The following is a 15,149-nucleotide window of genomic DNA, read 5'->3' on the forward strand; positions in this document are numbered from 1 at the left end:
TAGATGAAAACCACATTTCTCGATTTCGAGCAGTCGATTGCCGAGCTCGAAAACAAGATTGAAGAGCTGCGTTTCGTCCAGGACGATACTGCAGTAGATATTTCGGTCGAGATCAGCCATCTCGAAAAGAAAAGCCAGGAACAGACGAAGGCTATCTATGCCAAGTTGACGCCCTGGCAGATTTCGCAGGTGGCCCGCCACCCGCAACGTCCTTATACGCTTGATTACATCAACGGCATCTTCACCGATTTTGAAGAGCTGCATGGTGATCGGGCATTTGCCGATGATCCGGCCATTGTCGGTGGTATCGCCCGTTTCAATGGCCAGGGCGTGATGGTGATCGGACACCAGAAGGGGCGGGATATCAAGGAGCGCCAGTACCGCAATTTCGGTATGCCGCGCCCCGAGGGCTATCGCAAGGCTTTGCGGCTGATGAAACTGGCAGAAAAATTCAATCTGCCGGTGATGACCTTTATCGACACTCCGGGAGCCTATCCTGGGATCGGTGCGGAAGAACGTGGCCAATCGGAAGCGATCGGGCGCAATCTGTACGAGATGACCAAGTTGCGCGTGCCGGTGATCTGCTCCGTAATCGGTGAAGGTGGCTCGGGCGGTGCGCTGGCCATTGCTGTGGGCGATACGGTGCAGATGCTGCAGTATTCGACCTATTCGGTCATTTCGCCGGAAGGGTGTGCTTCCATTTTGTGGAAGACCGCCGAGAAGGCGAGCGAAGCGGCCGAAGCGCTGGGAATTACTGCCAGCCGCCTGAAAACGCTGGGCCTGATCGACAAGGTGGTGGCCGAGCCAGTTGGTGGTGCCCACCGCAATTATCCGCTGATGATGGCTACCATGAAGAAATCGCTGACGGATGCCTTGAAATCCTTGCGTGAAAAGTCGGTCGACGAATTGCTGGATAGCCGGTTCGAGCGGTTAATGAGCTATGGCAAGTTCAAGGAAGAGCCTTCTGCCTGATTGGGTTAAGCGGGTCGAAGCCAATCTGGCCCGCTATCTTGTTTCCGCCGGGCCGACCCGTTTTTGTGTCGGTTTCTCCGGTGGCCTCGATTCCGTAGTTTTACTGCATGTGCTGGCGGGATTCTGCTCCCGTTCCGGTCATGGCCTGTTTGCGTTGCACGTGCATCATGGTTTGTCCGTGCATGCGGACGACTGGGCACAATTTGCCTGTCAGTTTGCGCAATCGCTTGGCATTGCCTGTACGGTCGAGCGTGTTGCGGTTACGGCACGTGCCGAATTGGGGCTGGAAGCCGCGGCGCGCCAGGCGCGCTATGCCGTTTATGCGCGGCAGGATTGTGATGTGCTGCTGCTGGCGCATCATCGCGACGATCAGGCGGAAACACTGTTGCTGAATCTGTTGCGCGGAACGGGTGTACGCGGGTTGGCTGCGATGCCCGAGTGCCGTCATTTGGCCGGACGAACCTCGCTAGTGCGCCCCTTGCTGGATGTGCCGCGCAGCGATTTGCTGGCGTATGCCCGCACGCATGGTTTGCGCTGGGTTGAGGATGACAGCAATACGGATCAAACGCTTGATCGCAACTACCTGCGCCACGCGGTTTTGCCCGTGCTGGCTGATCGTTTCCCTTCTGTTGCACAAACATTGTCCCGAACCGCACAGCATGTGGCAGAAACCGATGCTTTGTTGCTGGAGCTGGCGCAGGCCGATCTGGCATCCTGCCTGGTGGCAGAGAGTTTTTGTCTGCAGGCTGGCGCTCGTCTTTCGGTGCCGCGCCTGCGCAATGTGCTGCGTTACTGGCTGCAGCAGCACGGCATCGTGGCCGATACGCGTGCGTTTGATGCGCTGCTGGCCATGATGCAAAGTGCGCGCGAAGATGCCAGTCCCTGCTGGATTTGGCGTGACCTGGCAGTGCGCCGCTATCGTGGCCGGCTCTATGTAACTGCTGCCCGCCTGCAGCAAGGGCGGGCAGAGGAACTTGCCTGGCAGCCAGGTGCCTGCTGGTTGCCGCAAACCTGGTCGGGCGAATTATGCTGGCGGCGTCGGGCCGATGTTGTCGGGATTGCCGAATCCGTGTTGTGTGGCCAAATGATGTTGCGGCCTCGGCTTGGTGGTGAAGCGATGCGCCTGCGCCCGGATGGGCCAATGCGCACACTCAAGCATCTTTTTCAGGAACAGGCTGTGCCGCCGTGGCAGCGCGACGCGTTACCCCTGCTGTGGATTGATGATCGGCTGGCGGCTGTGCCCGGCTTGTGGGTGGCGGCGGAATTCGCGGAAGAAGGTGGCTGGTGGCCTGTTTGGCAGCCCGCGAGGCCATCCGGTGAACCAGGCTCAGACTAGTCGGAATCCTGCCATGCCGGCTTCCAGGCGGTCGGAGACGGCGTTCAATTCCTGCAGATCCTTGGCCATGGTTTCAGTGTGCCGGGCGGTTTCTCTGGCGGCCTGGTCAAGATCGGCGATGCCACCGGTTATGCTGGCACAGGCTTGCGTTTGTTCTTCAATTGCCGCACCTATTTCCCCTGTCAGGCGGTGAACCTCCTGCGTCAGGTCGTCGATTTCAGTCATGGCCTTGCCCAGCGTTTCGCTGCCTTGGCGCGAGCCATGCATGGCGAGTGCGGCGGTGCCCAGTGCGTCGAGCATTGAGCTGGTGCGCAGATTGGTTTCTTGCAGGATGCGGCTGATTTCCTGCGTGGCATCGTGGGTGTGGGCGGATAGTTGCCTGACTTCGTCGGCGACGACAGCGAAACCGCGCCCTTGCTCGCCGGCGCGGGCAGCTTCGATGGCGGCGTTGAGCGCCAGCAGGTTGGTCTGGCCGGCGATGTCGCGAATGCTGTTGGCCACCCCTGTGATGGCGCGTAATGATTCCACCAGCGAGCGCGTGCTGTTTTCCACCATGTGGAAATGATTTTCCATGTCCTGCAGTTGCTGATTGGAGTGTTCGCTTGCGCCGACTGCGTGGCGGGAGGCCTGTTGCGCCTGCGCTGTGGCGCTGGCCGTGCGCTGGGCCAGTTGACTGATGGTGCTGACCGCCTCATTCAATGTTTGCATCGCACCCAGCATTTCGGCCAGATCGCGGCTCTGGGTTTCCGTGCCTTGCAAGACCTGATGGCTGAGATGGCTGACCGCGGTTGATTCGGTGCGGACCTTGCCGGCCGCAGCCATGCTGCTGCGTATCATGTCCGAGAGTGAACTGACCGAGCGGTTGATGGCGCGGCTCAGTTCGCCCAGTTCGTTATCGTATTCGGGGGCGCGTATGGTCAAATCGCCTTGCGCCAGGCTATGGCTGGTTTGCGACATGTGGGCAAGCCGCTGCGCAATGCTGCGACTGACCCACCATTGCGGCAGGATCACGATCAGTCCGGCGATGGCGAGCGGGGCCAGGATCAGCCAGAGCAGGCGGGTGATGCGCTGATCGATCTGGTGTTGCAGGGTTGTGGCGCGCTGTTGTTCGACCTGATTCAGTTGCCGGAGCTTGTCCAGCATTGGTGCCAGATACATGCCATAAATCTGTTCGGGAATGACCAGCGCATCCTGCGGGCTTTCTGCGGCAATCTTTACTGCTGACTGAAACTGGGCAAGATAGGGTAGCCAACCCTGTTCGATGGCTTCCTGCAGTGTTTTTCCCTGCGCGGGGTTGAGTAATGCTGATGTCTGGTTGCCCAGTTTCGAGATGCGTTGCTCTGCAGTGTGCAGCGTATCGGCGGTTTCGGCCAGGACTGGATCGGAGCGGGAAACGCCCAGCATTTCTGTCTGCATCTGCATGAGTTGATAGCTGCTTTGCTGCGCGGCCGAGAAGGTCTGGTATTCGTGCAGCAATCGTTGCAGTTGCCAGCCTGCCAGCAGGATGGCGATACCCAGGCAGATGATGCTTAAAGCACTGACCATTCTCAATTGCGTGACGATGCGCATACCGGCTCCTGACGGGATAAGGTTGCAGGAATGCTACGTGGGCGGTATGACGGATTTGTGACAAGTCAGTGATGGGCCCCGCACCCTATAGACGGATCTCTGTGCAAGTTGGGTGGGGCCGATCAGGTCTATTGGCGTAACAGTGTGAAAACCTGCATGTGCAGATCCACCGTTTACTGCAACTTCCCTTTATAATTCCCTGTTTTCAGTAGTTTTGAGGAATCCTGCCATGCCGATATATGCCTACCGTTGCGCCGCCTGTGGCCATGAAGGCGAGCACATGCAGAAAATGGCCGATGCTGCACTGACCGAATGCCCGACCTGCAAGGCTGATAGCTATCAAAAGCAGCTGACTGCCGCAGGCTTTCAGCTCAAGGGATCGGGCTGGTACGTCACCGATTTCAAGGGTGGTTCCGGCCAGAAATCCGACACACCTCCGCCATGCGCCCAGACGGGCGTCTGTGGCTGCCAGTAAGTAGTGCCTGATATGTTGGCTAGCCTGAAAAAATATCTGCTTGCCGGTTTGCTGGTCTGGCTGCCGCTGGCGGCAACCGCCTGGGTATTGCAGCTGCTGCTGGGGGCGATAGACCAGTTCGCGGCCATGCTGCCATCCGAATACCGGCCGGATTACTGGGTGCTGGAACAGCTGGTTGAATATGTGCCGCATATCACCTGGCTGTATCACATGCCGGGTTTTGGCCTGATTCTGCTGCTGGCCGTATTGCTGGTGACCGGTGTGCTGGCTGCCAATATTTTTGGTCAGCGTCTGTTGCGTTATTGGGAAGGGTTGATGAACCGCATTCCCATTGTGCGCAATGTCTATAGCAGCGTGAAACAGGTATCCGATACCCTGTTTTCCGGTACTGGCCAGGCATTCAGCAAGGCGGTGCTGGTGCGTTTTCCGCATCAGGGTGCCTGGACCATTGCGTTTCTGACTGGCATGCCCGCTGACAATATCGCGGCGGCTATCGATGGCGAGCATATCAATGTGTATGTGCCTACTACGCCCAACCCGACTTCCGGTTACTTCATCATGGTGCGCCGCGATGACGTGATTGAGCTGGAAATGAGCGTGGATGATGCGCTCAAATATGTGATTTCCATGGGGGTGGTTGCCCCGGGTGAAAAAAACGCCCATCACTGACCCATTTTTGATCCCCGCAGGCTTGGCGCTGCGAATTAAATAAAAAGAGAAACTGATGCGTACTGATTACTGTGGCTTGATTGACAAGCGCTTTTTGGGACAGACCGTCACGGTGAAGGGCTGGGCCCATCGCCGGCGTGATCATGGCGGCGTGATTTTTATCGACCTGCGCGACCGCGAAGGCATTGTGCAGATCGTGATCGACCCGGATACCCCGGAAGCATTTGCCACGGCCGATGCCTCGCGCAATGAGTATGTGCTGTCGATTACCGGTATCGTGCGCGAGCGCCCGGCCGGAACCGCCAACAGCAAGATGATTTCCGGTGAAATCGAGATCCTGGCCAAGCAGATCGAAGTGCTGAATACTGCTGCCACACCGCCGTTCCAGATCGATGATGAAAATCTCAATGAAAACGTTCGCCTGACCAACCGTGTCATTGATCTGCGCCGCCCCGCCATGCAGTACAACATGAGGCTGCGTTATCGCGTGGCCATGCTGGTACGCAATTATCTGGACAAGCAGGGCTTCATCGACATCGAAACCCCGATGCTGACCCGCTCCACCCCGGAAGGTGCGCGTGATTATCTGGTGCCTTCGCGCGTGCATCCGGGCCAGTTCTTCGCCTTGCCGCAGTCGCCGCAGTTGTTCAAACAGCTCTTGATGGTGGCCGGTTTTGATCGCTACTACCAGATTACCAAGTGCTTCCGTGACGAAGATCTGCGCGCCGATCGCCAGCCGGAATTCACCCAGATCGATATCGAAACTTCGTTCCTGAACGAAGACGAAATCATGGACATCACCGAGAGCATGGCTTGCCATGTATTCAAGGAAGCTATCGGTGTGGATCTGGGCAAGTTCCCGCGCATTGCCTACGATGATGCGATGTATTACTACGGTTCGGACAAGCCCGATCTGCGCGTCAGCCTGAAGTTCACCGAACTCACCGACGTGATGAAGACCGAGGAATTCAAAGTCTTCCGTGGTGCCGCCGATATGGAAGGCGGCCGCGTGGTGGGGCTGCGTGTGCCGGGTGGTGCCGAATTCAGCCGCTCCATGATCGATGAATACACCAAGTTCGTTGGTATTTACGGCGCCAAGGGGCTGGCCTATATCAAGGTCAACGACGTTAACCGCATCAGCAATGATCCGGATAATTCCGGCCTGGCTGCACCCATTGTCAAATTCTTGTCGAATGACGCCCTCAAGGCCATTATTGAGCGTACAGGTGCGCAAAATGGCGATATCATCTTCTTTGGTGCCGACAAGACCAAGGTGGTGAACGAAGCCATCGGTGCGCTGCGCCTCAAGATCGGTCATGAAAAGGGTGAAGCGGGCGGCTACTTCGTCAAAGAGTGGAAACCATGCTGGGTGGTGGATTTCCCGATGTTCGAATACGATGAAGACGGCAAGCGCTGGAATGCGTGTCACCATCCGTTCACCAGCCCGAAAGCCGAGCACATCGACATGCTCAAGACCAATCCGGGTGCCTGCAAGGCCCGCGCCTACGATATGGTGCTCAATGGTTGGGAGTTGGGCGGTGGCTCGGTGCGTATCCATCGCGCCGATGTGCAATCGACGGTGTTTGAGGCGCTGGGCATTGGCGACGAAGAAGCGCAGAACAAGTTTGGCTTCCTGCTCGACAACCTGAAGTTCGGTGCACCGCCGCACGGTGGTCTGGCTTTCGGTCTGGATCGTCTGGTGACTTTGATGACCGGTGCTGAATCGATTCGTGACGTGATCGCCTTCCCCAAGACGCAGCGCGCCCAGTGCTTGCTGACGAATGCGCCGAACGATGTGGATGAAAAGCAGTTGCGCGAGCTGCATTTGCGCTTGCGCCAGAAGGTTGAAGGTACGGTAGGCTGATACCGATCATCCCTTGTTAGAACCTGATCACGGCTTCGCTGCAATGTCGTGAACAAGTTCTTAATAAAAAACCGCCAGGACTTCCCGGCGGTTTTTTTGTAACCGGAATTTATTCTTACTTTATTTGTATGTAATTTTGTAATTATTTATGGAAATAATATTTTTAATTTGACAGCTTTTTGTATTTAATTTTGATGGTTTTTTGCTTATATTCTTTTATGCGACTTTTGCCATAACTCGGGTAATGCGTAATGAGCTATCTCTGTGGACACAAAGTACAATTCATGCCGGAGAAGCTGATCGATTCGGATGATGCCGCTTGCTTGGTGAAAATGTTTCCATGCCCCGCCTGTTGCAGGGCAACCGCAGCGAATTTCCAGCCGGAATTGTTTGTCAATCTGCAGAAATTGTCGGCGGATATGTCCGCCATCGTGCTGGAGGTGGTCCAGGCCTACCCGCTGTTGTCACAGTTGCTTGAGCGCGACGGCTATTCGCGGCATGGCCGGTCTCTGGATGAATTGCATCCGGGGGGATCGGTTTCTGCAGCGCAGAAAGATTCGGTGTTGCGCAAGGAATTCTGGTTTGCGGCCAGCACCGAACCTGCCCATGTTGTGGCTCTGCTGGATCTGGTCAAATGCGAGGTGTCATGGCTGGAGCAGTACCTGATCCAGGCCGATGCCGTGCATTATCTTGATTTCCCGGCAATGGCCGGAGAGGTTTGTCCATAGTCTTGCTGCATGACCCCGGTCTGGGTTTGTGCGTTGCGCCCAACCTTGCAAAGTGATTCTCGCCACAGGCGTTGAACAGGTTCTGATCAGCCCTGCCCCTTACTTCTCCTGTATCTCAAACAAATAGGCCCACAGCGCTTGTGCGGCCTGGATTTCATCTTTAAAAATCATGATTTGTGCGATATCCAGTGCCCCCTCGTTGAGCCGACTGGCATGCTGCAGCCGGCGCAGTTCCCGATAGGCAACCTGAGATTTTTCGGCGAGTTCCGCCGGGATCAGCCTGCATTCGGCAGCTGTACCCAGCAGTGCGATGGTGCCGCTGTTGGCAGTGAGTTGCGGGTACTGATTGGCGTGGGCAAGAATCAGGTATTGAACGATGAATTCGATATCGACCAGCCCACCGCGGCGGTGTTTGACATCGATCTCCTTGGCAGGGTGAGTTTCCAGCATGCGGTTGCGCATGGTGATGACTTCTTCGCGCAACTTGGCTAGCTCTCTGGGCTTGCGCAGCACTGCATCGCGAATCGCCTCGAATTTTTTGCCGATGACGGCATCGCCGGCACAGAAGCGCGCGCGCGTGAGTGCCTGATGTTCCCAGACCCAAGCGGATTCGTGCTGGTAGGCTTCAAAGGCGGCAATGCTGGATACGAGCAATCCTGACGCACCGTTCGGACGCAGGCGCAGGTCGATATCATAGAGCATGCCGGTCGGGGTCAATGTGGTGATCCAGGTGGTGATGCGGCGGGTGAAGCGCGCGTAGATTTCGCCGGCATCCGGGTAATCGTCCTCATACAGGAATACCAAGTCCAGATCGGATGCGTAACCCAGTTCCTTGCCGCCGAGCTTGCCATAGCCGATGGCGCTGAAGCTGGGCTGGTCGCGATGCCGGCCCGGCAACTCGGCCCAGATTTGCTCCATGGTGACGGTCAGGATCAGATCGGCGAGCGCCGAGAGCTGGTCGGACAGATGTTCGAGTGTCCACAATCCTGCGATGTCCTGTGCGGCCAGGCGGAACAGTTGCGTATGCTGGAATACCCGCATCACATCCATGCGGGCTTCGGTATCGCCGGCATGCTCGGCCAGTTCGTCGCGCAGGCGCCTGCCCAGTTTTTGCCAATCCGGTTTCTGTTCGAGCAGGCGCGCATCAAGCAGTTCGTCCAGCAGGATCGGGTGGCGGGTCAGAAAGCCGGAAACCCACGAGCTGGCACTGTAGAGCGCCGCCAGTCGCTGCAGCGCCTGCGGGTGTTCGGCCAGCAGTGCCAGATAGGATTCGCGCCGGCTGATGGCTTCGATCAGTGCCAAAAGTCGCGCCAGTGTCTGGTCCGGGTTGGGAAAGCTGGCGGCGATTTCGGTCAGGTTGGGCAGGATGACATCGAAGCGGCGCCGGCTGCGCTCGGGCATTTGCTGATAGCGAGAACCGGTTTGCAGTGCCTGCAGCAGACGCTGTGCTTCATCCGGGTTTTGATAGCCGCGTTGCGCCAGTTTTTGCACGCATTCTTCCTCGCTGCTGCCGCGCCAGCTGTCGGCACACGGTTGCACGCTTTCCTGACGATCCTCGAATACCTGCTCGAAATGTCGGGTGACAATCGCGCGATGCGCATCGAGCTCCGTGCGAAATGCCTCCCAGTTGGCGCATCCCATGCTGGTGGCAATGCGTGCCTGGTCGTCCGCGTTGGTCGGCAGCATCTGGGTCTGTGCATCATCCAGATACATGATGCGGTGCTCCAGATTGCGCAGGAATACATAGGCGGCGCGCAATTCGGCCACCTGTTCGGGGAGCAGCATGCCCCAGTTTTCCAGTTCGCTCAGCATGACTTGCGTGGCGCGGGTGCGCAGTGCCTTGTGTCGACCCCCGCGAATCAGCTGGAATACCTGGCAGACAAATTCAATTTCGCGGATGCCGCCCGGCCCGAGCTTGATATTGTCGGCCCGGTCGCGCCGCATCACTTCGCGGCGAATCTGGGCATGCAGTTCGCGCATCGACTGAAATGCGCCGTAATCCAGATATTTGCGATAAACAAAAGGCGTGACCAGCGCCATCAAGCCAGCTTCATCGCCAGTCAGTGCACGGCCCTTGATCCAGGCATAGCGTTCCCATTCTCGCCCTTGTGTGATCAGGTAGTTTTCCAGTGCGGCAAAGCTGCAGACCAGCGGGCCGGAATCGCCGAACGGGCGCAAGCGCATATCGACCCGGAATACGAAGCCTTCTTCGGTCGGGTCGGCAATCAGCTGGATCAGGCGTTTGCCGATACGGGCAAAGTATTCATGATTGCTGATTTTGGATGGACCGCTGGTTTCGCCATCTTCCGGGTAGACAAAGATTAGATCGATGTCGGATGAAACATTGAGCTCGCGTCCACCCAATTTGCCCATGCCCACCACGATCAATTGCTGCTGTGTGCCGCTTTCTTCGCCAATGGGAACGCCATAGCGCGGATCGGGTTGCGATACTTGGGCAAGTGCCTGCTCGACTGCGACTTCGGCCAGATCGCTGATGGTAGCTACTGCCTCGTCAAGCGAGCTGTGGCCCGAGAGCTCGCGGGCGATCAGGCGGGCCATCACGGCCTGGCGCAGGTGGCGCAGGCATTTTTTCAGGGCGTCGTCACTGCCTACGTTCGCAGGGAAATACGCAAGCATCTCGGCGCGACTGAACGGCTGGTCGATCCGTCTGGCGGTTTCTTCCCGCAATTGTGGGTGATGGTTGAACAGCCTTTCCAGATAGCGGCTGTGATTCAGGGCGGGTGCCAGGCAGGATGCATCGGGCGATGTGAGATCGTTCATGAGCGGATTTCTGGTTTGCAGTTACAATTGCATCTTAACCTAGCACGTTTGGGGCTGCGCGCAATAACTCATGATTCATGCTTTTCTGCAACGGATGCGTTGCCTTGTTCGTGCAGCCCTGCACCGGCTATGGCGCCTGTTTCTCTGGCATAGCCGTCTGGTGACGCGCCTGGCATTAGCGGCTTCAGCGATTTTGCTGATCCTTGTCACGCTGTGGCAGTTCTGGTTCATTCCCCGGCTGGAAACCTATCGCCCCGTGCTGGTTGCGGAATTGACGCGCATCGCTGGCCTGCCGGTCGAAGTGGGCAGCATGCAAGCGGGGTGGGATGGTGTGCGACCGCGACTGGCGTTGCTGGATGTCGCAGTGCCAGGGACGGATGGGCTGCCGGCCCTGCAGTTTGACCGGCTTGAGGGGGCTTTGTCCTGGTGGGCGTTGCCGCTTGGGCAACTGCATTTCAGCCGCCTGACGCTCGATAGCCCGGCCCTGCAGATTACGCGCATGCGCGAAGGCCAATGGCGCATCGGTGGCATGATCCTGGCGGATCAGCCCGGCAATGGCGGCAACAGTTTTCTCAACTGGCTGCTGGATCAGGGCAGCTTGATCATCACGCGTGGCGTGCTTGATTTGCAGGATGAACAGGCCGCCGGCCCGCGACTGACACTGACCCATTTGAACGTGCATGCCAGCAATCTGTTTGGCCGGCGCGTTGTGCGCTTCAGCGTCTTGCCCCCGCAGGATATCGGACCGGAGATTCGCGGGGATGGCGTGCTGACCGGCCATGACATCCTGCGCCTGGCCGATTGGAAAGGGCGGGTGCAATTTGATTTCCCCAGCGTCAATCTGGCGCGCTTGAATCAATATCTCAGTGCCTATGTGCCGGATACCTTCACCCGCTTGCCGGTGTTGCGCGAGGGGGTGGGGCGGCTGGCACTGACCGTCAATTTTGCCGATGCGCACATCCGGCAACTCGATGCCGAGCTGGGCATGGATAATTTGCTGCTGGAACAGCAGAGCCAGCGCTTTGCCTTGCCCAAGGTGGATGCCAGCGTGCAATGGTCGGCCCAGCGCGGCAATGAGCAACTACTGATACGTGCCCGCCATATTGAGGGGGCCAGCGGCCTGCTGACGCGCAACGGACGTTTTGAATACAGCCTGACCGGCATGAAGCATGCCCTGCGCCTGCAGGGATTCAATCTGGGCGGCTTGTCTGCCTATGCCGCTTGGCTGCCGGGCCAGTGGGCCGCGCGGCTGGCCAATGCCTCGCTGGCAGGCGATGTCGTCGATCTGCGTTACGGCTGGCAGGGTGGCTGGCAAACGCCGGAGCATTGGCAGGGCGAAGCCGAAGTGCAAGGGCTGGATCTGGTGGTGCCGGCATCCTTGCAACATCTGGGCAAGCTCGACATCAAGACCAAATTTGACGATAAGACAGGCATGGCCACGCTTTCCAGCCGGACCTTCCGGTTGAACTGGCCGGCACAATTCGTCGAACCGCTGACACTGACGCGTGCCGATGCGGCGCTGAGCTGGTCACGTATGGATAAAGGCTGGGAGGTGCAGGTCAGCCGCCTGGCGCTGGCCAATGCTGAAACTGCCGTGGATGTATCGGCCGTGTATCGCTGGCAGGGCGAAGGGCTTGGCCATCTTGATTTGAAGGGTGATATCACCCAGTTGCCGGCTAATCGCGTGTATGCCTACTTGCCGCGCGTAGTGGGGGATGACACGCTGACCTGGCTCAAAACCTCCCTGTTGTCGGGGCGCGCCTTCAATGGCAAGGCCATCTTGCAGGGCGAACTTGAGCATTTCCCCTTTGCCGATGGCTCGCCGGGGCTGTTCCGGATCACGACCGATGCGCGCGATGTTACTTTGTCCTACGCCGATGATTGGCCGTCTATCCAGTCCATCAATGGCAGCCTGCTGTTCGAAGGCTACGGCATGACCATCCAGGCGCCCACCGCACGTATCTTTGACGTGCAGCTCAAGAACATCGTGACGCGCATTCCGGATCTATCCGAACAGCAGCATGTGCTGGTCGATGGCAAGGCAGAGGGGCAAACCAGCGGATTTCTGCATTTCGTCCAGGCCAGTCCGGTGCGCGAATCCACGCAGGGCTTTCTGGATGAGCTGCAGTCCGCAGGCAGCGGGACGCTCGATTTGAAGCTGGATATCCCAATCGAGGATACCGATGCCAGCAAGGTCAGCGGGCGCTACCGTTTTGGCGGTAACCGCCTGGATTTTGGCGGCAGCATTCCGGTGCTGACGCAGGCCGGGGGCGCGGTGGATTTTACCGAGTCATCGCTGACGATTCGTGATGCGAGTGCGCGCTCGCTCGGTGGCCAGGTCCGCTTGAACGGCATGAATGACAGCGCCGGCAACCTGAAACTGGAAATGCGTGGTGAGGCGCAACTGGGGGAGGTTGCCCAACGTTATGTGCCGCAGCATGTGCGCCGCATGTCGGGTGTGGCTGCCTACCAGGGTGAACTGCTGGCGCGACGCGGTCGCTATGAGTTTTCGTTGCAAAGCCCGCTGGCGCTGGCTCGCATCGATCTGCCGGCGCCGCTGGGCAAGCCGGCGGGTGAAGCACGGCCACTGCGTCTGCGTATCAGTGGCGATCCGCAGCAAAGCAGTGTGGAATTTGCTTATGGCCGGCTGCTGCAGGCGGCATTGCAGCAACAGGGCGAACAGCCCTACAGCGGGCAGATCATGCTGGGAGCCGCAGCAACCCCGGTAGCGACTGCTTCACCACGTGGCATTCAAGTACGCGGTCGCTGGCCGGAACTGGATCTGACTGCCTGGATGGGCTTGATGGAAGGCGATGCTGGCCAGAAGGCGGCAATCAGTTTTGTCGATGTCGGTTTTGACCGACTGAGTGGCTGGGGGCGCCGACTCTCTGATGTGCAAATCAAGGCGGCGCCTTCTCCTCAAGGCTGGTCGGCACAACTTGCCAGCAAGGAAGCTGCGGGAACACTGGTCTGGCGCGAAGGTGAGCGTGCCGGGTTGAGCGGGCGTCTGGCTTACCTGCACCTGCCCCTGCCAACTTTGCCGGCAGCAGCCAACGGCTCGGCCGTGGCGAGCAAGCAGGAAAAATCGACTCAAGCCAAACCGGCACTCGATCTGGTGGTGGATGATTTCCGGTACAAAGCTTCAGAGCTGGGGCAACTGGTGGTGAATGCCCGACCCAGCGGCGATGGCTGGCAGCTCAATCAGGTGAGCTTGAACAATCCTGACGGCAAGGTATCAATGACAGGCTTCTGGCTCGGCAGCGGCCCGGCGGAGCGCACCACCGCGAAGATCCGCATCGAGAGCGAAAATACCGGCAAGCTGCTGGCGCGCATGGGGTATCCGGATGCCGTGCGCCGTGCGCCGGCACTTCTGACGGGAGAGGGAAGCTGGCAAGGCGCGCCGTTTGCGCCCGCACTCGATACGGTACAGGGCAAGCTGCAGTTGAATGTGGATGCCGGACAGTTCGCCAAGATCGAGCCCGGTGCCGGAAGGTTGCTTTCCGTGCTGAGCCTGCAGGCGCTGCCACGCCGGATCAAGCTCGATTTCCGCGATGTGTTCTCGGAAGGGCTGGAATTTGATTCGATCAAGGGGGATGCCGTGATCGAAAAGGGCATTGTGCGAACCGACAACCTTGCCATCGATGGTCCGGCGGCCAAGATCCGTTTCAAGGGCGAGACCAACCTGTCTGCGGGTACGCAAAACCTGCGTGTGCGCATTGCCCCGCTGGTTGGCGACATGGCTTCGCTGGCGGTGGGGGTGGTCAACCCGATTGCAGGTGTCGCAGCATTCGCCTTGCAGCGCCTGCTGAAAGATCCGCTGGGGCAACTGGTCTCCTACGAATACCAGATCACGGGCGACATGCTGGACCCGCAAGTCCGAAAAGTTTCAGGAGACAATCCATGAGCACTTTTTCCGGCCTTCGCGCCGCAGCCATCCAGATGATTTCCACTCCGGTGGTGGCTGAAAACCTGACGAGTGCCGGGCGACTGATTGCACAGGCGGCGCAGGCGGGCGCTCAGTTGGTATTGCTGCCCGAATACTTTGCCATCGTAGGTGCCAGAGATACCGACAAGCTGGCCGTGGCCGAACCGTACGGCAATGGGCCGATCCAGTCGTTTCTGGCCGAAACCGCGGCGCGACACGGCATCTGGCTGGCCGGCGGAACGATTCCGCTGCTCAGCGATGACCCGGCCAGAGTACGCAACAGCCTGCTGTTGTTCGATCCGCACGGCCGTAATGCGGCACGTTACGACAAGATCCACCTGTTCGGTTTCGACAATGGCAGTGAATGCTATCGTGAAGCCAATACTATCGAACCCGGAAACATGCCGGTCGCCATCGATACCCCGTTGGGCCGGATCGGGTTGGCGGTATGCTATGACCTGCGGTTTCCCGAGCTTTTCCGTGCCATGGGTCCGGTTGATCTGCTGCTGCTGCCCGCGGCGTTCACGGCGACGACGGGGCGGGCGCATTGGGAAGTCTTGTTGCGGGCACGCGCAATCGAAAACCAGTGCTTTGTGATCGCCAGCGGGCAGGGCGGTCTGCATCCGACCGGGCGCGAGACGTTTGGTCACAGCATGCTGATCGACCCGTGGGGGCAGGTGCTCGATTGCCTGCCGCAGGGGGAAGGCATGGCATCGGCCGATCTCAAGGCCAGCCAGCTGGAGCGTGTGCGCAAGACCTTGCCGGCACTGGCGCATCGAACGATGTGAAAATCTGCGATATGCCCAGACAAAAAAACGGGAGCCAAGTGG

General features: G+C 58.6%; 10 protein-coding genes. 8 read left to right on the top strand and 2 right to left on the bottom strand.

What is annotated here, in order from left to right; genetic code table 11:
• Positions 1-3: 3 nt before the first annotated feature.
• Both AC0KVQ_RS08095 and tilS read left to right on the top strand, forming a co-directional pair.
• Positions 4-972 (top strand): acetyl-CoA carboxylase carboxyltransferase subunit alpha, encoded by a 969-nt coding sequence (locus tag AC0KVQ_RS08095; RefSeq protein ID WP_473420636.1) that lies wholly within the window; start codon positions 4-6, stop codon positions 970-972.
• Positions 941-2,308, top strand: a complete 1,368-nt coding sequence (gene tilS / locus AC0KVQ_RS08100) for a tRNA lysidine(34) synthetase TilS (protein WP_473420637.1) — start codon at positions 941-943, stop codon at positions 2,306-2,308. Before AC0KVQ_RS08095 ends, tilS begins: the two co-directional genes overlap by 32 nt.
• On the opposite strand, the gene AC0KVQ_RS08105 is transcribed toward tilS, so the two are convergent.
• Entirely contained in the window at positions 2,300-3,877 is a 1,578-nt protein-coding gene (locus tag AC0KVQ_RS08105) for a methyl-accepting chemotaxis protein (RefSeq protein WP_473420638.1), read from the bottom strand. The two genes, tilS and AC0KVQ_RS08105, sit on opposite strands and share 9 nt — an antisense overlap.
• Before the next feature lie 229 nt (positions 3,878-4,106).
• Between AC0KVQ_RS08105 and AC0KVQ_RS08110 the strand changes: the two genes are divergently transcribed.
• From AC0KVQ_RS08110 to AC0KVQ_RS08125, 4 genes are all read left to right on the top strand, one after another.
• The gene (locus AC0KVQ_RS08110; RefSeq protein ID WP_473420639.1) at positions 4,107-4,352 is read left to right on the top strand and encodes an FmdB family zinc ribbon protein; all 246 of its coding nucleotides are present in this window, start codon (positions 4,107-4,109) and stop codon (positions 4,350-4,352) included.
• Between the two features lie 12 nt (positions 4,353-4,364).
• Positions 4,365-5,021, top strand: a complete 657-nt coding sequence (locus AC0KVQ_RS08115) for a DUF502 domain-containing protein (protein ID WP_473420712.1) — start codon at positions 4,365-4,367, stop codon at positions 5,019-5,021.
• Between the two features lie 55 nt (positions 5,022-5,076).
• Positions 5,077-6,885, top strand: coding sequence for an aspartate--tRNA ligase (aspS, locus tag AC0KVQ_RS08120; RefSeq protein WP_473420640.1), 1,809 nt, complete (start codon positions 5,077-5,079; stop codon positions 6,883-6,885).
• A gap of 251 nt (positions 6,886-7,136) precedes the next feature.
• On the top strand, positions 7,137-7,613 hold the full coding sequence (locus AC0KVQ_RS08125) for a hypothetical protein (RefSeq protein ID WP_473420641.1): 477 nt from the start codon (positions 7,137-7,139) through the stop codon (positions 7,611-7,613).
• A gap of 99 nt (positions 7,614-7,712) precedes the next feature.
• Here the strand turns inward: AC0KVQ_RS08125 and glnE are convergent, their stop codons facing one another.
• Positions 7,713-10,394, bottom strand: coding sequence for a bifunctional [glutamate--ammonia ligase]-adenylyl-L-tyrosine phosphorylase/[glutamate--ammonia-ligase] adenylyltransferase (glnE, locus tag AC0KVQ_RS08130; RefSeq protein WP_473420642.1), 2,682 nt, complete (start codon positions 10,392-10,394; stop codon positions 7,713-7,715).
• A gap of 70 nt (positions 10,395-10,464) precedes the next feature.
• On the opposite strand from glnE, the gene AC0KVQ_RS08135 reads away from it, so the two are divergent.
• Positions 10,465-14,298, top strand: coding sequence for a YhdP family protein (locus AC0KVQ_RS08135; protein ID WP_473420643.1), 3,834 nt, complete (start codon positions 10,465-10,467; stop codon positions 14,296-14,298).
• A complete protein-coding gene (locus AC0KVQ_RS08140) occupies positions 14,295-15,107 on the top strand; it encodes a carbon-nitrogen hydrolase family protein (RefSeq protein ID WP_473420644.1) in 813 nt (270 codons plus the stop codon). Before AC0KVQ_RS08135 ends, AC0KVQ_RS08140 begins: the two co-directional genes overlap by 4 nt.
• Positions 15,108-15,149: the final 42 nt, after the last annotated feature.

The sequence above is a fragment of the Formivibrio sp. oc-25 genome (genome assembly GCF_055810895.1).

Excerpts from the sequence above, each read along its gene's own strand:
- AC0KVQ_RS08125 (WP_473420641.1), top strand. The coding sequence starts at position 7,137 with ATGAGCTATCTCTGTGGACACAAAGTACAATTCATGCCGGAGAAGCTG.
- AC0KVQ_RS08110 (WP_473420639.1), top strand. The coding sequence starts at position 4,107 with ATGCCGATATATGCCTACCGTTGCGCCGCCTGTGGCCATGAAGGCGAG.
- AC0KVQ_RS08095 (WP_473420636.1), top strand. The coding sequence starts at position 4 with ATGAAAACCACATTTCTCGATTTCGAGCAGTCGATTGCCGAGCTCGAA.
- AC0KVQ_RS08115 (WP_473420712.1), top strand. The coding sequence starts at position 4,365 with ATGTTGGCTAGCCTGAAAAAATATCTGCTTGCCGGTTTGCTGGTCTGG.
- AC0KVQ_RS08135 (WP_473420643.1), top strand. The coding sequence starts at position 10,465 with ATGATTCATGCTTTTCTGCAACGGATGCGTTGCCTTGTTCGTGCAGCC.
- glnE (WP_473420642.1), bottom strand. The coding sequence starts at position 10,394 with ATGAACGATCTCACATCGCCCGATGCATCCTGCCTGGCACCCGCCCTG.
- tilS (WP_473420637.1), top strand. The coding sequence starts at position 941 with ATGGCAAGTTCAAGGAAGAGCCTTCTGCCTGATTGGGTTAAGCGGGTC.
- AC0KVQ_RS08105 (WP_473420638.1), bottom strand. The coding sequence starts at position 3,877 with ATGCGCATCGTCACGCAATTGAGAATGGTCAGTGCTTTAAGCATCATC.
- AC0KVQ_RS08140 (WP_473420644.1), top strand. The coding sequence starts at position 14,295 with ATGAGCACTTTTTCCGGCCTTCGCGCCGCAGCCATCCAGATGATTTCC.
- aspS (WP_473420640.1), top strand. The coding sequence starts at position 5,077 with ATGCGTACTGATTACTGTGGCTTGATTGACAAGCGCTTTTTGGGACAG.